The organism is Streptomyces sp. 8N114, from assembly GCF_052245835.1.
Taxonomy (GTDB): domain Bacteria; phylum Actinomycetota; class Actinomycetes; order Streptomycetales; family Streptomycetaceae; genus Streptomyces.
This window is the reverse complement of the sequence record NZ_JBQQBT010000001.1, coordinates 629,669-650,343: the sequence shown is the minus strand read 5'-3', so window position 1 is coordinate 650,343 and position 20,675 is coordinate 629,669. Positions and strand designations below refer to the sequence as shown.

Here is a 20,675-nt window from a genome sequence, read left to right as displayed (position 1 = left end):
GAGCAAGTGGACCGGTCCGGGGCCGGTGCACACTCTTGGGGTTCGACGCGGCATTCCCTGGTTAGGAGTCAGGGGGTGACCCCCGTGAACAACAGGGGCATGCGCATGTTGCCTCGTCGTGACGAGGAAGACTTGTGGCGATCGGGAAGAGCGGGCTCCGGATGACTCTCCGGGCTGCCACACTGCTCGGACCGGAGGCGAGCACCGGCAGTGGAAGGGGCGGCATTGAGCGATATCCCAGTGGAGGCGGCCGGTAAGCAGGACGACGTACGTCGTGCCCTGGCCCTGCTGAACGCCGCGGGCGCGCGGATCGGCAACTCACTGGATCTGGAGACCACGGCCCGCGAACTGCTGGACGTGGCGGTGCCCCAGTTCTGCGACCTGGCCTCCGTCGACCTTTACGAAAGTGTGCTGGCCGGGGACGAGCCCCGCCCTGTCGGGCCGTCGGTCCCCGGGGACACCGAGCATGCCGGTTTCCACGAGGCGGACACCGTACGGCGTGAGGGGCCGGAGGTGCGGCTGGCCAGCGAGCTGCCCCGGCGCCGCCGGGGACCGATCGGCTCGCCGCGCGGCGAGCTGCGCCGGGTGGCCTTCGCGAGCGCCGTCTCGAACACCCCCTACGGCTACGGACTTCCGGACGAGGAGGCCCGCACCGGCGAGACGGTGGTCGGCCCGCGTGACGCAGCGCAGGACGGTGCCGGTACGCAGGGAGGCCCCCTTGGGCAGGGCGGTGCCGCTCGCGCCCGTGTCAACGGCGTTCCCGCCGCCGCCGCTGCGCAGCCGGGCCAGCCGGCCGAGGTCGGCTCCACGCACTGCTACGCCGAGCACTCCCCGTTCGCGATTGCGCTGCGCACCGGCCGGGTGCAGAACATCACGAGCCAGGACGGCACCGTCCCGGCGCAGTTCGGAGCCGTCGTGCAGTCGACGCTCGCCGTGCCCATGGTCGCCCGGGACCGGGTGCTGGGGCTCGCGCAGTTCTCGCGGGCCAAGGGCAGCGAGCCGTTCGGCGAACGGGACGGGGCGCTCGCCGCGGAGCTGGCGGCCCGCGCCGCGGTCTGTATCGACAACGCCCGGCTCTACCGCAGGGAGCACGAGCGCGCCCTCATCCTCCAGCGCAGCCTGCTGCCGCCGGGCGACCCGGAGGCGGCCGGGCTGGAGATCGCCTGCCGCTATCTGCCGGGTAACCCGGCAACCGAGGTGGGCGGCGACTGGTTCGACGTCATCGAACTGCCGGGCCACCGCACCGCCATCGTCGTCGGCGACGTGATGGGGCGCGGGCTGCGCGCGGCCGTCGCCATGGGCGAACTGCGCACCGCCGTACGCACGCTGGCCCTCACCGACATGGAGCCGGCCGAAGTGCTGGGCGCGCTGGACGAGATCGCGCGCGGCCTCGGCGACCCCCGCAGACAGCACCCGCAGCGGGGACAACGGGGCAGCGACACCGATCTGTCCGAGGTGTATCTGGCCACCTGCATCTACGCTGTCTACGACCCTGTCTCGCGGCGCTGCACGTTCGCCAACGCCGGGCATCTGCCGCCCATAATGGTCGAGCCGGGGGAGCCCGCGCTGCTGCTCGAGGTCCCCAAGGGCGTGCCCCTGGGGGTGGGCGGGGAGCCGTTCGAGGAGATCGAGATCGAGCTGCCGGAGGGCGCGATGCTCTCCCTCTACACCGACGGCCTGGTCGAGTCCCGCGACCATCCGCTCGACGAGGGGCTCGACCGGTTCCGCTCGGCGCTCACCGACGCCACAGAGCCGCTGGAGGACACCGCGGACAGGGTGCTGCGCACCCTCAACGTCCATCACGGAGAGGACGACATCGCGCTGCTCGTCGCCCGGGTGCAGGGCCTCGACCCCGAACACGCCGGCGACTGGACGCTGCCCCCCGAGCCGCGTTCGGTGGCGCGGGCGCGCGAACTGACGTGTGAGCAGCTCGCCGCCTGGGGCCTGGACGCGCTGAGCGACACCACGGAGCTGCTGGTGAGCGAGCTGGTCACCAACGCGCTGCGGTACGGAGAGGGCAACATCCGGCTGCGGCTGCTGCTGGAGCGCACGCTGGTGTGCGAGGTGTGGGACGCGGGCCAGGTCCAGCCGCGCAGGCGCCGGGCCCGGGACACCGACGAGGGCGGCCGTGGTCTGCAACTGGTGGATCTGCTCAGTACGGGCTGGGGGAGCCGCCGGGTGCCCTCGGGGAAGGCCGTCTGGTTCCAGTTGCCCCGCCCTGAAGAGGGCAGGGCCGCTCCGGATCCGACCGAGGCGTTGCTGAAATTGTTCTGAGTGACGCACTTGGTTCGAGAAAGTGGCCGAAATGCAGCGCCCTTTTCCGGGGCGTTGCATGGAACCCTCACATACGTCTGGATGCCCCTTTTTTCTGGGTCCCTGCCCCGATAAGCTTTCCGCTCGGGGATCAGTGATTCTTGAAACGGGGGGTGCTGCATGGGTGTGCGGCTCATAATCCTTGACGACGACCCGTTGTATCGCATGGGCGTCAGAGCGGCGGCGGAATCCGACGGCACGATCGCCATCGTGGCGGAACAGGGAATTCCGGAGCGGCGCGCCGGACGGACACCACCCCCGCTCGGGGAACTCGTGGGGCAGGCGGAGGTGGTGCTCGTCGGCGGCCCGAGCCCGGCCCGGCTGGCCCGTACGGTGCGGCTGCTGACCTCCGAGGCGCAGCGGTCGCCGACGCTCGAAGCCCAGCCGGTGCGGCAGCGCGCGGGCCCGGCGGCGCGGGTGCTGGTGGCCTCCGACGACGGCAGTACGGCGGCCGTCGTCTCGGTGATCCGCTCCGGCGCCATGGGGTATGTGATGAAGAGCGTGAGCGCTCGTACGCTGCTCAGATCCGTACATCTGCTCGCCGAGGGCGGCGCCGCCTTCGGGGCCGGGGTGGCCGAGGGGCTGCGCGGCGGGCTGGGGCTGCTGCCCCAGCTGCCCAGTCGGCTGGCCTTCCCGACGCTGACCGAACGGGAGCGGGACATCCTGGAGCTGCTGGCGCTCGGCTGGGAGAACAAGCGCATCGCCCGTCGCCTCGTGCTCGCGGAGAAGACCGTACGCAACCACATCACCGGCCTCTTCAGAAAGCTGGAAGTCCCCGACCGGAACGCCGCCATGATGCGGGCGCGGGCCGCGGGGATAGGGGTGGAGCAGAAAGCGGCGGAGGTCTGAATTCCGGCGCGGAATCCGGCGGTGAATCCGACGCGAAATCCGGCGTGGAGGTGGGCTCCGGTGGGGATCTTTCCCCAGGAATTCACGGACAGTGAGAATGTATTCGAGAGGCTGTCCGTGGGGCCGGGGCCCCGGAATTACTTGCACTTCCATGTCCGTACGCCGGTTCATTTCCCCTTGGACGGCGTGACGAGGCCGTGCTCGTACCCGGTGATCACCAGCTGGACTCGGTCCCGGGCACCGAGCTTGTCGAGCAGCCGTCCGATGTACGTCTTCACCGTGGCCATGGACACATGCAGCTCGGCGGCGATCTCCGTGTTCGACAACCCTCTGGTCACCAGCAGCAGCACCTCACGCTCGCGGCCCGTCAGCGGAACAAGGCTGTCGGAGACGGCCGGTACGCTCTGCGGCTGGCGGCAGAACTCCTCGATCAGCCGGGACGTCACGCTCGGAGCCAGCAGTCCCTGCCCTGCGGCCACCGTACGGATGGCGCGCACCAGATCGGCCGGGGCGACGTCCTTGAGGAGGAAGCCGCTGGCCCCGGACCGCAGCGCGGCGAACACATACGAGTCCATGTCGAACATGGTCAGCACCAGCACCCGCACCCCCTCGGCGTCCGGGTGCGCACGGATCAGCCGCGTCGCCTCGATCCCGTCGAGACCGGGCATCCGTACGTCCATCAGGACCACGTCCGGGCGCTCGCTCACCGCCATCCGGACCGCCGCGTCACCGTCCTCGGCCAGCCCTACGACCTCAAGACCGGGTTCGGCGTTCACCAGCACGCGGAAGCTCTCGCGCAGCAGCTCCTGGTCGTCGGCGATCAGCACCCTGACCGGATCGGGGAGATTACTCATCTCGACTGTGACGCCTCCTGAGTCGTGTCCTGCGCCGCCTCGCGTGCGGCGTCCTCCGGCGAGAGCTGCCGCGCGCGCAGCGGTATACGGGCACGCACCGCGAAACCCCCTCCCGGCAGCGGAGCCGCCGTCAGCTCGCCGCCGTACATCGCCACTCGCTCCCGCATTCCGATCAGCCCGTGCCCTGCCTCCTGCCCCGCACCGGATCCGGCCCCGGGCGGGGCCGCCTCGTCCGTCCCCGGGCGTGTGCCGCGAGCGGCCCCGGGCGCCATCCGGTGAACCGCGCCCTTTCTGCCGTGACTCGCCCAGTGACCGCCGTCGTCGATGACCTCCAGCCGCAGCTCGTCGAGCCCGGCGACCAGGGCTAGTCGGCAGTAGCACGGAGCGGCGTGCTTGATGACGTTCGTCAGTGCCTCCTGCACCACCCGGTGCCCGGCCCGCGCCACCCCGTCCGGCAGTCTGCCGAGTCCCACGGCGCTCAGCTCCACCTCCACGCCGGCCTCGCCCGCCCGGCGCACCAGTGCGTGGATGTCCGCCTCGTGGGCCAGACTGCGGTCCGGGTGGCGCGGCTCCTCCTCGCCGTTGGGTTCGTTGCGCAACAGGCCCAGGATGCCCCGCATCTCCTGGAGCGCCGTACGGCTCTCCTGGTCGATGACCCGCAGCGCCTCGGTCGCCTCCTCGGGCGCCACCGCCGCCACATGGCGCGCGACGCCCGCCTTCACGGCGATCACCCCGACGTGGTGCGCGACCACATCGTGCAACTCGCGTGCGATCCGTAGCCGCTCCTGCGCCACCGCGTTGAGCGCCAACTGCCGGGCCGCCCGCTCGGCATAGGCGCGCCGCTCCCGGATGGCCTGCCCGGAGGCCCAGGTCAGCCCGCAGACGATGAGACCGGAGAGCCAGGCGGGCAGCCCCGCGCCGAAGGTGGCGGACGGAGTGCCACCGGCGACAAGCAGGAGCAGGATCAGCGCACTGCCGCCGACGACGACCCACCGCACCGCACGGCCCGCCCAGGTGGTGGTCACGGCCACCGCGTACAGCGCGTACGCCACCGCCAGGAACGGCTCCAGGAGCACGTCCAGCACCGCGGCTGCCGCCGATGCCGCGACGACGACCAGCAGTACGGTGCGCGGCCACACGCGGCGCACGGCCAGCGGCAGGCTCATCGCGAGGAGCAGCGGCAACTGGAGCGCGGCGGGGGCCGGGGCTCCGTGCTGCACGGGGGGCAGCACGGCGTAGAGCAGGGCGAAGGCCAGCGCCGCAGCACCGTCCCATGCCATGAGTTGTCGCCGGGTCAGGCTGACCTGCACCCAGCTACGACGCTGTACTTCCTTGCTCTCCCCGGAGTCACCGGCCACTCGCACACCGTAGCCCGCGACCTGCCTTCCGCACGTCCGACCACGGTCGGTCAGACCACGGTAGGAAGCGAGCTGTGCGAACCCGGTCCCGTCCACCCCCGGTCCCGGCGGAAACTTCGGAGCCCGGTCCGATGTGTGCGGGCCGGGCGCGGAGCCATGCTCGATGCGTGATTGAAGTCCAGCATTTGACCAAGTCCTACGGCCCCACGCGGGCCGTCGACGACCTGAGCTTCGTGGTGCGGCCGGGAAGAGTCACCGGCTTCCTCGGTCCCAACGGCGCGGGCAAGTCGACCACGCTGCGGCTGCTGCTCGGTCTGGGCGAGCCGGACGCGGGCCAGGCCCTGCTGTTCGGCAAGCCCTACCGGGAGCTGACCGATCCGCTGCTGCGCGTCGGGGGCTTGCTGGAGGCCAAGTCCACCCAGCGCACCCGCAGCGCCTACCACCACCTGCTGTGGCTGGCCCGTACCCATCGCATCCCGCAGTCCCGCGTGCGTGAGGTGCTCGACATGGTCGGCCTCTCCGACGTGGCGGGACGCAGCTCGGGCGGCTTCTCGCTCGGTATGGCCCAACGGCTGGGCATCGCCGCCGCGCTGTTGGGTGACCCGGACGTGCTGCTGCTGGACGAGCCGGTCAACGGGCTCGACCCGGAGGGCGTGCACTGGCTCCGCAACCTGCTCAAGGAGCGGGCCGCCGCCGGGTACACGGTGCTGCTTTCCAGCCACCTGATGAACGAGATGGCCGTCACCGCCGACCATCTGGTCATCATCGGGCGTGGCCGGCTGCTGGCCGACACCAGCCTGGCCGACTTCACCGCCGAGCACTGCCGCAGCGTGGTCCGTATCCGCAGCCATGAGCCCGAGCGGCTGCGCGGGCTGCTGCGGGAAGCCGGTGCCGAGGCAGAGCCCGAGCCGCACGGCACCTTGCGGGTGACGGGGCTGGAGAGCCGCGACGTGGCGAAGCTGGCCCGCGCCCATGACATCGGATTCGACGAGCTGGCGGGGGAGTCGACCTCGCTGGAGGAGGCGTTCTTGGAGATGACCGCACGCGAAACGCAGTTCACGGCCGGCAGCGGCGCAGGCCTGCGGGGAGGTGCCGGTCATGGCGTCCTCTGAGGCCACCGCCGCCGCATCCTCGGGCTCCGCCGGCTCGGGTGATACCTCGCGCTCCTCCGGGGTCTCCGCGCTCCCGGCCGTGCGCGGGAGGGCGATGCTGGGGGCGATCCGCGCCGAGTGGACGAAGGCCCGTACGCTGCGCTCCACCCTCGCCGTGCTGGTGGCCACCTTCGCAGTCAGCATCGGCCTCTCGCTGATCTCCGGCATCTCGGTCCGCAAGGCGCTGGAGGCCGACAACGGCAGGGTGCTGCCGGACTTCAACGCGTTGGATTCCGGCTTCAACATCGTCTGGTACACGCAGCTGGGGCTCGTCGCCTTCGGAGTGCTGCTGATCACCGGCGAGTTCGGCAGCGGCATGATCCGGGTCTCCCTCGCGGCGGTGCCCCGGCGTGGGCGGCTGTATCTGGCGAAGGCCGCCGTGTGCACCGCCGTGACGCTGCCCCTGGCGGCGGTCACGGTGGTGCTGTCCTGGCTCCTCGACCAGGTGGGGCTCGGTGAGTACGGCGTCTCGATGGACGAGCCCGGCGTGGTGCGGGGCATGGTGCTGGGCACGGTGTATCTGACGCTGATCGCGTTGCTGGCGTTCGGAGTGGCGACGGCGGTGCGCTCCACGGCGTTCGCGCTGGGGGCGATGTATGTCTTCCTGTTCGCCGTCTCGCCGCTCAGCCAGGCCGTTCCCGGGCTGAAGGACGCGGCGCGCTACCTGCCCGACAAAGCAGGCATCCAGGCGCTCAAGGTGGGCGCCGACGCAGACCCGTCCCTCGGCCCCTGGGGCGGCATACTCGTCGTCGTCGGCTGGACGGCGCTGGCCCTGCTCATCGGCTGGCTCGCCTTCCGGCGCAGGGAGGTCTGAAGGCTGCCGCAGGGGCAGAGGGGGCCGGACCAACGGGTTATGGGGGAAGCCGGAACAACGGGACATAATAGGGACCACTGTCCCAAGTCGCAGGGACACAAGGGGATTTACCTTCGGTGGTGTTCACGGGTTACGGCGGTGCATCGGCCGACATCGCCCAACCGACCGATGACTCTCACGGAGGATCCCATGGAGCACACCTACGAGCCCCCGGCGCTGACCGAGCTCGGCGACTTCGAGGAACTGACGCAGTGCCTGCCGTCGGGCGACTGCCCGGACTTCCTCGGCTGCGGCCGCGCGCTGTGGTGCATCTGAGGCTCGCACAGCCGCACGGCTGAGCCGGCGTAAGTGAGTGGCCGGGAAGCGACCTTCCCGGCCACTGACCTTCCCGGCCACAGCCCTTCCTCGCCGTCGCAATGGCCCCCTGGCTGTTGCTCTGCCATTCCTGGCCTGGCCTTGCCCTGCCCTGCCCCTGCCCCCGCCCTGCCCTTTCCGGCCGCCAGGCCAAGCCGTCTCGTAGGCATCGAGGCGGGACGAGGGCCGCACACAGATGCCGCCCGCCTGTCGCCACGCAATCAGGAGACGTGCTGGACATGGACTTTCTCATTCTTCCCGACCATCCGGCCGCAGAGGATCTCGTTGCCCGTACTCCGGCGCTCGGCGCGGCCACCGTGATCCCGCACGACTCCGGTCGGCCCTGGCTGCTCGGCTGGTGGGACAGGGCTGGGGACAAGGACAGCGGCGCCGGGGATGCGGTCCGGGTCGTGGCCTGCGGGGCGCGTCGGCTGGCGTTGTTCGGTCACACCCGGCCCGCGGCCGACCGGCTGCGGCGCGTGCTGGACCGGGCCGGATCGCTGTCCGGGCTCGACGGCGCGGCCCGCTCGACGGCGGGCTGCTGCCATCTGGTGGCGAGCTTCGAGGGGCGGGTGCGGGCGCAGGGGGCGCTCTCGACCGCGCGGCAGATCTTCACCGTCCGGGTCGCGGGCGTGACGGTGGCCGCGAGCGGTCCCGCGCCGCTCGCCGCCCTCGCCGAGGCGCCGTGTGACGAGGCCGTACTGGCAGCCCGGCTGCTGACGCCGTATGTGCCCTGGCCGCTGTCCCGCCGGTCGGTGTGGCGCGGGATCGAGGCGGTCACTCCGGGGCACTGGCTGGAGCTCGCGCCGGACGGCACCGCGCGTGAGCGGCGCTGGTGGCACCGGCCCGCGCCGGAGGCCCCGCTGCCGCAGGCCGCGGCAGCGCTGCGGGAGGCTCTCCGTGAGGGCGTGCGGGTACGGGCGGAGTCGGCGGGGATGCTCAGCGCGGATCTGTCGGGTGGGCTGGATTCCACCTCGCTGTGCTTCGTCGCGGACGCTGTGGCAGCGCCCACCCGCACCTACCACGCGGTTCCGCTCGACCCGCGTAACCCCGACCACCGCTGGGCCCGGCTGGCCGCCGCGCACTTCGGCCCCACCGTGCAGCACACCGATCTGGGACATGACCACTCAGCGCGGCACTTCGGCCTCGTTGCCGACGCGGTGGACGGCGGCACGGACGAACCCGACGGCGGCGAGGGCCCGCTCAACTGGCGCTGGGGCGGCCCTCATCTGCGGGCGCTGTCCCGTACGGCGGCCGAGGCCGGCTCCCGGCTGCATCTGATGGGGCTCGGCGGCGATGAACTGTTCGGCCCGCTGCCCAACGGCCTGTGGGCCATGCTCCGTACCGAGCCCCGCGCCGCCCTCCCGCAGATCCGCCGCCGACAGCTGCTCAACCGCTGGCCGCTGTCGGCGACAGTGCGCGGGCTCGCCGACCGCTCGGGCTTTCCTGAAGCGCTGCGCGACCTCGCCGGGCAGCTGACCAGTCCGCCGCCGCAGCGCTGGCAGGTCGGCTTCGGCTGGACGGGGGAGCTGCGGATGCCCGCATGGAGCACGCCCGAGGCCGTCGATCTGGTGCGCGGGGCGCTGCTGGCCGACGCCCGTGCGGGCACGCCGCCGCTGGACGGCGACCGGTTCGGGCACCAAGTGCTGGAGTACCTGGCCTTCGAGGGCACCACCATCCGGCAGACCGCGCGGGCCATGGCGCGATACGGCATCGCCTGGGAAGCGCCGTTCCTCGACGACCAGGTGATCGAGGCGGCGCTGTCCGTACGGCTCTCCGAGCGGATGCCCTCCGGTCGCTTCAAGCCGCTGCTGACGGCGGCCATGCGCGGCATCGTCCCGCAGGACATCCTCGACCGCACCGACAAGGGCGAGTTCAGCGCCGAGCTGTACGAGGGCCTGGCGCGCGGGAAAGAGGCGGCAGTCGCGATGTGTGCCGGGCTGCGGCTGGCCGCGCGGGGCCTCGCGGACGCCGACGTACTGCGTACGGCGCTGCTCAGCCCGTCCGACGAGGGCCGCTACGCAGCGCACTTGGAGAACACCGTCGCCGTCGAGGCGTGGCTGCGATCCCCGCACACCCGCCCCGAGCTGCCGCACGCCCGCCCCAAGTTGCCGAACAGCCAACTCAAGTTGCCGCACACCTCACCACTGCCGACGACTCCGCTGAAGGAGGCATCATGACGCTCGCCCTGCCTCGCGAGGTCATCCTGACCGAGACCGAATCCGGAGTGGTGCTGCTCAACGAGAAGGACGGCCGCTTCTGGCGGCTGAACGGCTCGGGTGCCACCGCGCTGCGGATGCTCCTGGAGGGCAGCACACCACAGCAGGCGGCCGAGCAGCTGAGCGCCGCCAGCCCTCAGTTCCTGGAGCGGGCCACCGCGGATGTGCGCGGACTGGTCGACGCGCTCAAGACCGCCGGACTGCTGGTGGCGCGATGAGCCTGCCAGGAGTGGGGGAGCGCGCGGTGCGGCTGGCACCGCACCGGCAGCTGGAGGCGCGACTGGCGGTCGGCGCTGCACGGCTGCTGGTGAAGTTGAAGCCCGGCCGGCTGCGCCGGGTCCTGACGGTGCTCAGCCGCGGCGCCCGGCCGGCCGGACGGGACCGCGCACTGTACGCACGGCAGGCCGCCATCTCCGTGAGCGTGCGCTGCGCCGGGCTCGGCTGTCTGCAACGCACCGTTGCCGCAGCGCTGTTGTGCCGCCTGCACGGCGAGTGGCCGGACTGGTGCTCGGGGTTCCGTACCAGGCCGTTCGGGGCGCACGCCTGGATCGAGGCGGACGGCGAACCGGTCGGGGAAGGCCAGGCGATCGGCGCCTTCCGCACGGTGATCGCCGTACGCGCCCGGCCGGCCCGCGAGAGGAAGCCGCTCCGCGCGGGAAGGCCGCTCCCCGCGGAGAAGCCCGCCCCCGCGGAGCAGCCGTTCCGCACCGAGCAGCCGGTCCGCACCGAGAACCCACCCCGCACGGAGGAGGGAGCACGCCATGGCCACGGCTGACGAGTTGGCGGTCCGGACCGAGGACCTGGGCAAGACCTATGGCGACATCCCCGCGGTGGTCGGGCTCGACCTGGCCGTGCCCCGCGGGGTGACGTTCGGCTTCCTCGGGCCGAACGGTGCGGGCAAGACGACGACGATCAGCATGCTGTGCACCTTGCTGCGCCCCACAGTGGGGCGGGCCTTCGTCGCCGGGCACGATGTGGTGGCCGAGCCGCACGCGGTACGCGAACGCCTCGGGCTCGTCTTCCAGGAGACGACGCTCGATCTGGACCTGACGGCGCAGGAGGCGCTGCGCTTCCACGCGGAGCTGTTCGGCATCCCCTGGCGGGAGGGCCGCCGTACGGTGGCGGCGATGCTCGACCTGGTGGGTCTGACCGAGTGCCGAGGCCGCCCGGTGCGGGAGTTCTCCGGCGGCATGCGGCGCCGGCTGGAGATCGCGAGGGGGCTGCTGACGGCCCCGCAGGTGCTCTTCCTGGACGAGCCGACCACCGGCCTGGACCCGCAGACCCGCTCTGTCATCTGGGAGCACCTGCACCGGCTGCGGGAGGAGCGCGGCATCACTCTCTTCCTGACCACGCACCACCTGGAGGAGGCCGAGCACTGCGACCGGCTCGCCATCATGGACAACGGCCAGGTCGAGGTGGAGGGCAGCCCCGCCGAGCTGAAGGCGGAGGTGGCCAGCGACACGGTGCTGCTGCGTACCCGTGACGACGTGGAGGCGGTACGCGTCGTACGGGAGCGCTTCGGTATCGAGGCGTCGTCCGGCCTGGACGGGGTGCGGCTGAGCGTCGCGGACGGTGCGGCGTTCGTACCGAAGTTCTGTGCGGAGGCGGGCATTCCGGTGCTGTCGGCGACCGTGACGCCACCCTCGCTCGACGATGTGTTCCTGCACCACACCGGGCGCACCATCCGTGCCGAACGCAGCGGTCCGCTGACCGTCGACGACGTGGGGAGGCGGCGATGAGCGCCGTACAGGCAGTACCGCAGGGGACCGGGGCCGTACCGCCGGGGCTGCCGACGGCAGGGGAGGCAGGGGCAGGGCGCGCGCGTCTCGCCCGCGAGCTGCGGGCGGTCCGGGTGCTGTGGCACCGCGAGATGGTGCGGCTGCTGCGCACCAAGGTGCAGATCGTCATGGGGCTGGTGACGCCCGTGATGTTCCTGCTGGTCATGGGCACCGGGCTGGAGTCGATGGGCACCACGGCAGGGGACGCCTTCGCGCAGTTCCGCAGCTTCCTCTTCCCCGGCGTCCTGGTGATGGCGACGCAGGCGCCCGCGCTGGCCGTCGGCCTGTCCGTGGTGATGGACCGGCAGAGCGGCATGCTGCGTCAGGCGATGGTCGCGCCGGTGCACCGGGTCAGCCTGCTGCTGGGCCTGTCGCTGGGCGGCGCCACCTGCGGGGCCGTCTACGGCGGGCTGGTGCTCGCCATCTCCGGCACCGTCGGCATCGCCTACCACCCGCTGCTGCTGGTCGCCCTGCTCGAAGTCGCTGTCATTGCCCTGCTGTTCACCGCGGGCGGCATGCTGGCAGCCGTCACGATCCAGCGCATCCAGACCTTCCAGGTCCTGATGGGCCTGGCCCTGATGCCGCTGATGTTCCTGTCCGGCGCGATGTTCTCGCCCAGCGGGCTGCCCCGCTGGCTGGGCATCGTCGTCCACCTCAACCCTCTGACCTACGCCGTCGATGCGGTGCGCCGCACCCTGCCCGGCGAACTCGACATGGGTGGCTACGCGGGCTCGCCGCAGATAGCGGGCTGGACCCCGCCGGTCGCCCTGGAGGTCTGCTTCATCACCGCGCTGGCCGCCCTGACGCTCTACGCGGCTGCCCGGCGCTTCGCCCGCCGCGGGTGAACCACGGGCGGCAGTACGTCAACCCGTCAACCCTGACGAACGACCAACCCCCGGGCCGACTTTCGGGCCGGGGCCCGTGGTCGCGGGGCCCGTAACTTCCGTGCCATGTCCACGGAACGAGGAATACGACGGCGGTCGGCTGCGCGCGGGCCGCTCGGTGCGGTGGCGGTGCTGTTGGCCGGCGGTGCGGGAGTCCTGGCGGTCTGGCCGGGCGGGCTCGGCAGGGAAGCCCCTGTACGCATCACGGACGGGACCTCGGCGTCCCTCTACCGGGAGCTGAGCGAGGCAGCCGAGGACGGCCCCGGCTGGCTGGGCGGGCTCTTCGAACTGGCCACGGAGGGCACCCTGGTCGCCCTCGGCCTGCTGCTGCTCTGGGTGGGATGGCGTGGCTGGCGCGGCGGACGGGCGAAGGACCCACGGCTGGTGGGAGCGGCGCTGACGGGCGTCGGCACCGTCGTGGCCTACGCGGTGAGCGAGGCGCTGAAGCTGGTGGTGGACGAGGAACGGCCGTGCCGGGCGCTGGCCGGGATCGACCCCGTGGCGGAGTGTCCGCCGCCTGGCGACTGGTCGTTCCCGAGCAACCACGCCACGCTGGCCGCCGCGCTGGCCGTGGGACTTGCCCTCACGCTGCCCCGCCTCGCGGCCGTCACGTTGCCACTGGCCGGCGCCGCGGCGCTGCTGCGGGTGCTGGTGGGAGTGCACTACCCGCACGATGTGCTGGCGGGCGCCCTGCTGGGTGCCGCGTGCGCGGGCGCGGCGGTCCTTGCGTACCCGACATGTGGGCCGCGCCCCGAAGGGGCGCGGGGAACTGCTCCCCCAGCCTCCGGCCGGGAGGTGCCCCCACCAGCCACGACCCACCCGCAGTCCGCGCGCTTCGCACAGGGGCACCCCCTTGCCGGAACAGCGGGAGGGCCGGAGCAAGACCCGCCGGGCAAGCCCTAAACCGCGCGGGGCGGCACCAACCCCGCTTCGTGGGCCACCACGGCCGCCGCCGCACGGTTGTCCACGCCCAAGCCTGCCAGGACGGCGCTGACATGGGCCTTCACCGTGCCCTCCACCACCCGCAGGCGCCGCGCGATCTGCGCGTTGGACAGCCCGGCGCCCAGATGGGAGAGGACCTCCCGCTCGCGGACCGTCAGCGCGTCCACCCGGGCGCGGGCGGAGGTGCGGCGTCCGGCCGTCGAACCGGCGTCGGTCGCCGCGAGATGGGCGATGACTCGGGCCGCCACCTTCGGGGAGAGATAGGCGGCTCCGTCGGCCACAGCCCGTACGCCCACCAGCAGTTCCTCCGGCTCTCCGGCCTTGACCAGGAAACCGGCGGCGCCGCCGCTCAGCGCCTGGAGGATGTAGTCGTCCTCGCCGAAGGTCGTCAGGATCACCGCGCGGGTGCCCGGTACGGTCCGGCCCAGCGTGGCCAGCGTCTCGATGCCGTCGGCCTTGGGCATCCGGATGTCGAGCACGGCCACATCGGGCCGGTGCCGGCGCGCCAGTTCGACGGCCTCGTGTCCGTCCCCCGCCTCGGCGACGACCTCGATGGCGGGATCAGTGCTCAGGATGGTGCGGACGCCCGTACGCACCATGGGCTCGTCGTCGGCGATCAGTACGCGGATCGTCGGTGCGGTCATCGCTCGAAGCCCCTCATGCGCGCAGCGCCTCGGCGGAGACCAGCGTGCCCGCGCGGAAGCAGAGTCGGTACGCGTCGCCGGAGCGGTCGTCGAAGGGGTTGGCGGTCATCGCGTAGTACTCGCACGTGGTTCCGGCTCTCTGCGGCGGGGGTGGGGCGGCGGCGGGCCGGTGCCGGATCTGCTCGTCGGGCAGATACGGGGCGATCCGCGCCCGCTGCTGCCCGGCCCGCAGCCGACCGAAGTCCTCGGCCGACAGCACCGCCCGCTCGGTCACCAGCATGTCCCACCAGGTCAGCGCCCCGCCCAACAGGGCCCCCAGGGACAGGCAGGCGGTGACGGCGGTGAGTGCCGTACGGCCCAGCCTGCGGCGGGCGTGCTGCCGCTCCACCACCGGCCCGGCATACGGCGCGGCCGAGGCGGCCGAGGTGGACGACGGCTGTGGTGTCCCGGTGAGCGGGAGCATGGCCCGTACGGTGAAGCCGCCGTCCGGCGTCGGTCCGCAGCCGAACGTGCCGCCTGCCAGCCGGACCCGCTCGTCGAGCCCGATCAGCCCACGCCCGCCGACACGCGGCCGGACCTCCTCCGCGGTGCGCGGTACGGCGTCGGCGGGACCGTTCTGCACCGCCACCCGTATCCCGTCCGTCTCATAGGCCACATCGACCGTGACGTCGGCACCCGATGCGTGTTTGGCGGCGTTCGTCAGGGCCTCCTGGACGACGCGGTGTGCGGCCCGCAGCGAATGCAGCGGCGGGCTGTGCGCGTCGTCGTCCGGCTCGCCCTCGATCCGTGCCGTGACGGACAGTCCGGCGGCCGACGCCTCCTCGACCAGGCGCTGGATGCTGGTGTCCTGCGGGCGGGTGGGGGCGCCCTCCGCCGTCTCCCGCAGCACGCCGATGACTTCGCCGAGCCGGTCCACCGCCGTCTCGGCGCGGCTTCTGATGTCCTCGGCGGCCTTGCGGTGCGCAGTGCCCAGGCCGTCGGCCAGCTTGAGGGCGCCGGCGGAGAGGGCGAGCAGGCTCAGCTCATGGCCGAGCGCATCGTGCATGTCCTGTGCGATACGGGACCGTTCGCGCAGCCGCGCCTGGTCGGCGACCAGCTCGCGTTCCCGCGCCAGCTGTTCGGCCCGCTCCCAGCCTGCGCGGGCCAGCTCCTGGTACTGCCGCCAGAAACGGCCCGCGCACCATGAGAGCATCCCGGCGGTGAGCGCCACCGCCACGAACCGCGTACCCGCCGTCAGCCAGGCCGGGTGCGCGAGGGCCGCCGCCATGCTCGCGGCGAGGGCCCCGGCGAGGAACAGTCCGGGTATCAGGCCCCCACCCGGGCGCCGGCCCGCGAGGAACGCACAGCCCGCGGCCGCCGCGATCCACCACGGCCCGGCGACCACTCCGAGGAGCGCCGCCAGCCCCGCGGCCGCGGTGAGGGCGTGAGTGGTGATCTCCCTGCGTACGTCGGTCACAGGGGTGACGGTAAGGGGCCGGGGCGGCCGGTGACACTGCCGAAAGTCGAATGGCCACCGGCCGCGAGACGGCCCTTACGCCGCTTTCCTGTCCTTACGCCGCTTTCGCGCCCTACACCGTTTCCCGTCCTTACGGCGTCTCCGTGCCCTGCGCCGCTTTCACGGAGGGCTCCGTTTTCACGTCGTCCGGCGGCGGATCTTGTTACCGAGCCAGACGAGCGGGTCGTACTTCCGGTCAGCGGCCCGTTCCTTGAGCGGGATCAGGGCGTTGTCCGTGATCTTGATGCCCTCCGGGCAGACCTCCGTACAGCACTTGGTGATGTTGCAGTAGCCGAGCCCGTGGTCGTCCTGCGCCGTGGTCCTGCGGTCCAGACCGGCGTCCTCGGCGGCGTCCAGCGGGTGCATGTCCAGCTCGGCGACCCGCATCAGGAACCGTGGCCCGGCGAAGGCCGTCTTGTTCTCCTCGTGGTCCCGCACCACATGGCAGGTGTCCTGGCACAGGAAGCACTCGATGCACTTGCGGAACTCCTGCGAGCGCCCGATGTCCTCCTGCTGCATCCGGTACTCGCCGGGCCCGAGGTCCTGCGGCGGTACGAAGGCGGGAACCTGGCGTGCCTTGTCGTAGTTGAAGCCGACGTCGGTCACCAGATCCCGGACCACCGGGAAGGCTCGCAGCGGGGTGACCGTGATGGTCTCGGCGCGGTCGAAGACCGACATCCGGGTCATGCACAGCAGCCGGGGCCGCCCGTTGATCTCCGCGCTGCAGGAACCGCACTTGCCCGCCTTGCAGTTCCAGCGGACCGCGAGGTCGGGGGCCTGGGTCGCCTGGAGGCGGTGGATGATGTCGAGGACGACCTCGCCCTCGTTCACCTCGACCGTGAAGTCCTCCAGGCCGCCGCCGTCCACATCGCCGCGCCAGACCTTGAAGTGCGCGTCGTAGCTCGTCTCCGGCCGCGTCGTGTCCGGGGCGCCGCCGCTCACCGCGCCGCCGATGCCCTCGGTTCCGGGGCCCGCGCCGTGATGCGCTTCCGTAGTCACTCGCTCGTCAGCTCCTCGTCGGTCAGGTACTTGATCAACTCCTCCTTCTCGAACAGCTCAAGGAGGTCCTTGCGGATCGGCGGCATCTCGCGGCGCCGCAGCGCGATCCGCCCGGCGCGGCCCGCCTCGGCCTCGGCGCCGGTCGCGCCTGCCTCGGCCGCCGGAACCGCCGGTTCCGGGGAGGCGGACGCGAGCGTGCAGACGAGGTTGGCGCGGCGCCACTCGCGGTCCATCTCGGGGTAGTCGTCGCGGGTGTGCCCGCCGCGCGACTCCGTACGGTTCAGCGCGGCGCGGGCCACACACTCGCTGACCAGCAGCATGTTGCGCAGGTCGATGGCGAGGTGCCAGCCGGGGTTGAACTGCCGGTGCCCCTCCACCTTCGCGCGGCGGGTGCGTTCACGCAGCTCGGCGAGGCGCTCCAGCGCCTCGGACATCTCCTCCTCGCGGCGGATGATGCCCACCAGGTCGTTCATGGCCCGCTGGAGGTCCTGGTGCACCGCGTACGGATTCTCGGCCGGCTCCTCCGGCCCCTCGGCCGGCTCCTCCGGCCCCTCGGCCGGCTCCTCCGGCCCCTCGGCTGGCTCCTCGTCCGCCGGCGCCGGTCCGACGCCGAAGGGGCGCAGCGCCTCGGCCGCCGCCGCGTCGATCTGCTCGTCCTCCACCCGCGGGTGCGCCTGGGCACAGCCGCGTGCGTACTCCGCGGCGTACAGCCCTGCCCGGCGGCCGAAGACCAGCAGGTCGGAGAGGGAGTTGCCGCCCAGCCGGTTGGAGCCGTGCATACCGCCGGCGACCTCGCCCGCAGCGAACAGCCCCGGCACGCCCTGGGCCGCAGCGGTCTCCGAGTCGACGTCCACGCCGCCCATCACGTAGTGGCAGGTGGGTCCGACCTCCATGGGCTCCGCGGTGATGTCGACGTCAGCCAGCTCGCGGAACTGGTGGTGCATGGACGGGAGCCGCCGTTTGATCGTCTCGGCGGGCATCCGGGTGGAGACGTCCAGGAAGACGCCGCCGTGCGGAGAGCCGCGCCCCGCCTTGACCTCGGCGTTGATGGCGCGCGCCACCTCGTCGCGGGGCAGCAGCTCGGGCGGGCGGCGGTGCTTGTCGGGGTCCTCGTACCAGCCGTCGGCCTCCTGCTCGGACTCGGCGTACTTGTCCTTGAAGACGTCCGGGATGTAGTCGAACATGAACCGCTTGCCCTCGGAGTTGCGCAGCACACCGCCGTCACCCCGCACCGACTCGGTGACCAGGATGCCCTTCACCGACGGCGGCCAGACCATCCCCGTGGGGTGGAACTGCACGAACTCCATATTGATCAGCGAGGCCCCGGCCAGCAGCGCCAGCGCGTGCCCGTCCCCGGTGTACTCCCAGGAGTTGGAGGTCACCTTGAACGACTTGCCGATGCCGCCGGTCGCCAGCACCACCGCCGGTGCCTCGATGACGAAGAACCGGCCGCTCTCCCGCTCATAGCAGAAGACACCGGAAACCCGGTCCGGCTCCCCGTTCTTGGGGCTCGGCTCCTTCAACACCTGGGTGACGGTGCACTCCTGGAAGACCTTGATACGGGCCTCGTAGTCACCGCTCTCCTTGTAGTCCTCCTGCTGGAGCGAGACGACCTTCTGCTGGAGCGTACGGATCAGCTCCAGGCCGGTACGGTCGCCGACGTGTGCGAGCCGCGGATACTCGTGGCCCCCGAAGTTGCGCTGCGAGATCCGGCCGTCCGGTGTCCGGTCGAACAGCGCGCCCCAGGTCTCCAGCTCCCATACCCGGTCGGGTGCCTCGCGGGCGTGGAGCTCGGCCATCCGCCACTGGTTGAGGAACTTGCCGCCGCGCATGGTGTCGCGGAAGTGCACCTGCCAGTTGTCGCCCTCGTTGACGTTGCCCATGCTGGCGGCGATACCGCCCTCGGCCATCACCGTGTGGGCCTTGCCGAAGAGGGACTTGCAGATCACCGCGGTACGCAGGCCCTGCTCCCGTGCCTCGATCGCGGCCCGCAGTCCGGCGCCGCCCGCGCCGACGATGACGACGTCCCATTGCTGACGTTCGACGTGTGCCATGTCGCTGTTGTCCCTCTCAGAAGAGCTGCGGGTCGGTGATGGTGCCAGTGGCGAGCAGGTAGACGTAGAAGTCAGCCAGCGCCACGCTGAGCAACGAGGCCCAGGCGAGCAGCATGTGCCGCTCGTTGAGCTTTCCGACCCAGCCCCACAGCCGGTAGCGCACCGGGTGCTTGGAGAAGTGCCGCAGCCTGCCGCCGACGATGTGCCGGCAGGAGTGGCAGGAGAGGGTGTACGCCCAGATCAGCACGATGTTGGCGAGGAATACCAGCGTGCCCAGGCCCATATGGCCCCACTCGTACTTCTCGTCCCGGAAGCCGAGCACGGTGTCCCAGGTGAGGATTACCGCGACCAGCATCGCCGCGTAGAAGAAGTAGCGGTGGATGTTCTGCAGGACCAGCGGGAAGCGGGTCTCGCCGGTGTACTTCTTGTGCGGCTCGGCCACTGCGCAGGCCGGCGGAGAGGCCCAGAAACCGCGGTAGTACGCCTTGCGGTAGTAGTAGCAGGTGAGCCGGAAGCCCAGCGGGAAGATCAGGATGAGCAGCGCGGGCGACAGCCCCCACCACTCGCCGAACAGGCCCCAGTTGGGCCCGTCCTTCATCGTCGCGCAGTTGTCCGCCAGACAGGGCGAGTAGAACGGCGAGACGTACGGCGCGTGGTAGTAGTCCGTGTTCGCGAACGCACGCCAGGTCGAGTAGACGACGAATGCCAGCAGCCCGAGCGCTGTCGCGGCGGGCGCGAGCCACCAGCGGTCCTTGCGCAGGTGTGGTTCGGCGATGGCGGCGCGCGTGCTGGTGTGCACGCCGGTGGGCTGGGGGCCCGCGGGGGGTCGGGGCCCCGTGCTCTGTTGGGGTTCGGTGCCAGTGGCCAACGGTTTCTCCGGATGAGACGGCTGGGGTCAGGGCAGGCCCGGGCAGCCAGGGCCTGCCTTCAACGACTCGTTGTCCAACGAGTCACGGTGCGTGCCGGTCGCGCGCTCCGAGCCCCTCGTCGTCGACATCCGTCCACAAGCCCGGGTCGTAGGGCTGGTCGGGGATGGTCACCATCTCGGCGTGCGGCTCGGTCCTCGGCCGCGGGGCGGTTGCTCTCAGCAGGGAGAGCGACTCCTTCAGATGCTCGGCGTCGCTGCGTACCCGGCGGATCTCCAGGCCGGTGCCGATGTGACCCTCGAGTCGGCTGACGCAGCGTGCGAGATCGTCCAGACAGCGCTGAGCGGCTGTCAGTTCATCGTGCAGAGACATGGCTTGCCCACCTCCGCGGTGGTGGCGGCTGGCGTGGTCGATGCGCGTGGCGAGTGTTGCGCGTCACACTCCCGCTTGTGAAGGGTGCGACACGCCTTTCCGCCCGTACGTGACCCCGCGGGCGGCTCAGTCCCGGATCAGCGCGGAGGTGTCGAGGGCGGGGTAGGGGGCGGGGAGGGGGAGTGGGTCCCCGAGCTTGACCTCGGACGTTGTCTTGTACCGCGCCTCGCCGTCGTCGCCCTCGTGCGAAATCGGGTCGGAGAAGGCGTACGCCCTGCCTTCCTTGCGGTGGATCAGCACGTAGACAGGGACCCCGGCAGCGGCATAGGCCCGGTACTTGGGCCCGGAATACACCTCGTGATTGCTGGAGGCGACCTCGCCAACCAAGGCCAGCAGGTCGGCCGAATACCACCTGTGGTGCACCTTGCGGTATTCCTCGTCGGCTTTGTTGGGGCGGCGGTGGAGCACGAAGAAGTCCGGGGCCACAAGGCTTCGGGTGCCGGCCCCGTGGGCGGCACGGAAGCCGACGCGTAGCCCCGTATGGCGGAAACCGGCTTCTCTCAGCTGGATGACGAGATCGAGCGCCGCATCGCTGTGCAGATAGTCCGGGTTGGGCGGCAGGAGGATCAGCCCCTCGAAGTATTGGGACAGCATCCCGCCGCAGGCGTCATCGATTGCGTTGAGCAAGTCGAGGGGATCCGTGTCCAGCTTTCGATCCATGGGGGCATC

Annotated in this window: 20 protein-coding genes; 11 read left to right on the top strand and 9 right to left on the bottom strand. The window is 71.6% G+C overall.

Annotated features, from left to right (window positions below; translation table 11 throughout):
* Positions 1 to 225 precede the first annotated feature (225 nt).
* Both ACTWQF_RS02895 and ACTWQF_RS02890 read left to right on the top strand, forming a co-directional pair.
* Positions 226 to 2,274, top strand: a complete 2,049-nt coding sequence (locus tag ACTWQF_RS02895) for an ATP-binding SpoIIE family protein phosphatase (RefSeq protein ID WP_443276716.1) — start codon at positions 226 to 228, stop codon at positions 2,272 to 2,274.
* 204 nt (positions 2,275 to 2,478) lie between these two features.
* Entirely contained in the window at positions 2,479 to 3,162 is a 684-nt protein-coding gene (locus tag ACTWQF_RS02890) for a response regulator transcription factor (protein WP_443276714.1), read from the top strand.
* Between the two features lie 167 nt (positions 3,163 to 3,329).
* On the opposite strand, the gene ACTWQF_RS02885 is transcribed toward ACTWQF_RS02890, so the two are convergent.
* The gene (locus ACTWQF_RS02885; RefSeq protein WP_443276712.1) at positions 3,330 to 4,016 is read right to left on the bottom strand and encodes a response regulator; all 687 of its coding nucleotides are present in this window, start codon (positions 4,014 to 4,016) and stop codon (positions 3,330 to 3,332) included.
* A complete protein-coding gene (locus ACTWQF_RS02880; RefSeq protein ID WP_443276710.1) occupies positions 4,013 to 5,374 on the bottom strand; it encodes a sensor histidine kinase in 1,362 nt (453 codons plus the stop codon). Before ACTWQF_RS02880 ends, ACTWQF_RS02885 begins: the two co-directional genes overlap by 4 nt.
* A gap of 167 nt (positions 5,375 to 5,541) precedes the next feature.
* Between ACTWQF_RS02880 and ACTWQF_RS02875 the strand changes: the two genes are divergently transcribed.
* The 9 genes from ACTWQF_RS02875 to ACTWQF_RS02835 all read left to right on the top strand — a co-directional run bounded on the left by ACTWQF_RS02875 (position 5,542) and on the right by ACTWQF_RS02835 (position 13,477).
* The gene (locus ACTWQF_RS02875) at positions 5,542 to 6,486 is read left to right on the top strand and encodes an ATP-binding cassette domain-containing protein (RefSeq protein ID WP_443276708.1); all 945 of its coding nucleotides are present in this window, start codon (positions 5,542 to 5,544) and stop codon (positions 6,484 to 6,486) included.
* Positions 6,473 to 7,339: an ABC transporter permease gene (locus tag ACTWQF_RS02870; RefSeq protein WP_443276706.1), complete on the top strand. Its 867-nt coding sequence runs from the start codon at positions 6,473 to 6,475 to the stop codon at positions 7,337 to 7,339. The genes ACTWQF_RS02875 and ACTWQF_RS02870 overlap by 14 nt, the downstream gene beginning before the upstream one ends.
* Before the next feature lie 189 nt (positions 7,340 to 7,528).
* The gene (locus ACTWQF_RS02865; RefSeq protein WP_209238150.1) at positions 7,529 to 7,654 is read left to right on the top strand and encodes a lasso RiPP family leader peptide-containing protein; all 126 of its coding nucleotides are present in this window, start codon (positions 7,529 to 7,531) and stop codon (positions 7,652 to 7,654) included.
* Positions 7,655 to 7,932: 278 nt separating this feature from the next.
* Positions 7,933 to 9,873: an asparagine synthase-related protein gene (locus tag ACTWQF_RS02860; protein ID WP_443276704.1), complete on the top strand. Its 1,941-nt coding sequence runs from the start codon at positions 7,933 to 7,935 to the stop codon at positions 9,871 to 9,873.
* Entirely contained in the window at positions 9,870 to 10,130 is a 261-nt protein-coding gene (locus tag ACTWQF_RS02855; protein WP_443276702.1) for a lasso peptide biosynthesis PqqD family chaperone, read from the top strand. The genes ACTWQF_RS02860 and ACTWQF_RS02855 overlap by 4 nt, the downstream gene beginning before the upstream one ends.
* Positions 10,127 to 10,687 carry a lasso peptide biosynthesis B2 protein gene (locus ACTWQF_RS02850; protein ID WP_443276700.1) on the top strand — a complete coding sequence of 187 codons (561 nt, stop codon included), beginning with the start codon at positions 10,127 to 10,129 and terminating at the stop codon, positions 10,685 to 10,687. The genes ACTWQF_RS02855 and ACTWQF_RS02850 overlap by 4 nt, the downstream gene beginning before the upstream one ends.
* On the top strand, positions 10,674 to 11,651 hold the full coding sequence (locus ACTWQF_RS02845; protein WP_443276698.1) for an ATP-binding cassette domain-containing protein: 978 nt from the start codon (positions 10,674 to 10,676) through the stop codon (positions 11,649 to 11,651). The genes ACTWQF_RS02850 and ACTWQF_RS02845 overlap by 14 nt, the downstream gene beginning before the upstream one ends.
* A complete protein-coding gene (locus ACTWQF_RS02840) occupies positions 11,648 to 12,535 on the top strand; it encodes an ABC transporter permease (RefSeq protein ID WP_443276696.1) in 888 nt (295 codons plus the stop codon). The genes ACTWQF_RS02845 and ACTWQF_RS02840 overlap by 4 nt, the downstream gene beginning before the upstream one ends.
* Positions 12,536 to 12,640: 105 nt before the next feature.
* Positions 12,641 to 13,477 carry a phosphatase PAP2 family protein gene (locus ACTWQF_RS02835; RefSeq protein WP_443276694.1) on the top strand — a complete coding sequence of 279 codons (837 nt, stop codon included), beginning with the start codon at positions 12,641 to 12,643 and terminating at the stop codon, positions 13,475 to 13,477.
* Here the strand turns inward: ACTWQF_RS02835 and ACTWQF_RS02830 are convergent.
* The 7 genes from ACTWQF_RS02830 to ACTWQF_RS02800 all read right to left on the bottom strand — a co-directional run bounded on the left by ACTWQF_RS02830 (position 13,474) and on the right by ACTWQF_RS02800 (position 20,666).
* Complete coding sequence (locus tag ACTWQF_RS02830; protein ID WP_443276692.1) at positions 13,474 to 14,160, bottom strand: response regulator; 687 nt, start codon at positions 14,158 to 14,160, stop codon at positions 13,474 to 13,476. The genes ACTWQF_RS02835 and ACTWQF_RS02830 overlap by 4 nt on opposite strands.
* Before the next feature lie 13 nt (positions 14,161 to 14,173).
* Entirely contained in the window at positions 14,174 to 15,616 is a 1,443-nt protein-coding gene (locus ACTWQF_RS02825) for a sensor histidine kinase (RefSeq protein ID WP_443276690.1), read from the bottom strand.
* A 177-nt stretch (positions 15,617 to 15,793) separates the two neighbouring features.
* Entirely contained in the window at positions 15,794 to 16,597 is an 804-nt protein-coding gene (locus ACTWQF_RS02820; protein WP_443277548.1) for a succinate dehydrogenase/fumarate reductase iron-sulfur subunit, read from the bottom strand.
* 53 nt (positions 16,598 to 16,650) lie between these two features.
* Positions 16,651 to 18,708, bottom strand: coding sequence for a fumarate reductase/succinate dehydrogenase flavoprotein subunit (locus tag ACTWQF_RS02815; RefSeq protein ID WP_443276688.1), 2,058 nt, complete (start codon positions 18,706 to 18,708; stop codon positions 16,651 to 16,653).
* 16 nt (positions 18,709 to 18,724) lie between these two features.
* Positions 18,725 to 19,576, bottom strand: a complete 852-nt coding sequence (locus tag ACTWQF_RS02810; protein WP_443276686.1) for a hypothetical protein — start codon at positions 19,574 to 19,576, stop codon at positions 18,725 to 18,727.
* Between the two features lie 82 nt (positions 19,577 to 19,658).
* Positions 19,659 to 19,946 (bottom strand): hypothetical protein, encoded by a 288-nt coding sequence (locus ACTWQF_RS02805; RefSeq protein WP_443276684.1) that lies wholly within the window; start codon positions 19,944 to 19,946, stop codon positions 19,659 to 19,661.
* A gap of 126 nt (positions 19,947 to 20,072) precedes the next feature.
* Complete coding sequence (locus ACTWQF_RS02800) at positions 20,073 to 20,666, bottom strand: Uma2 family endonuclease (RefSeq protein WP_443276682.1); 594 nt, start codon at positions 20,664 to 20,666, stop codon at positions 20,073 to 20,075.
* Between the last annotated feature and the right edge of the window lie 9 nt (positions 20,667 to 20,675).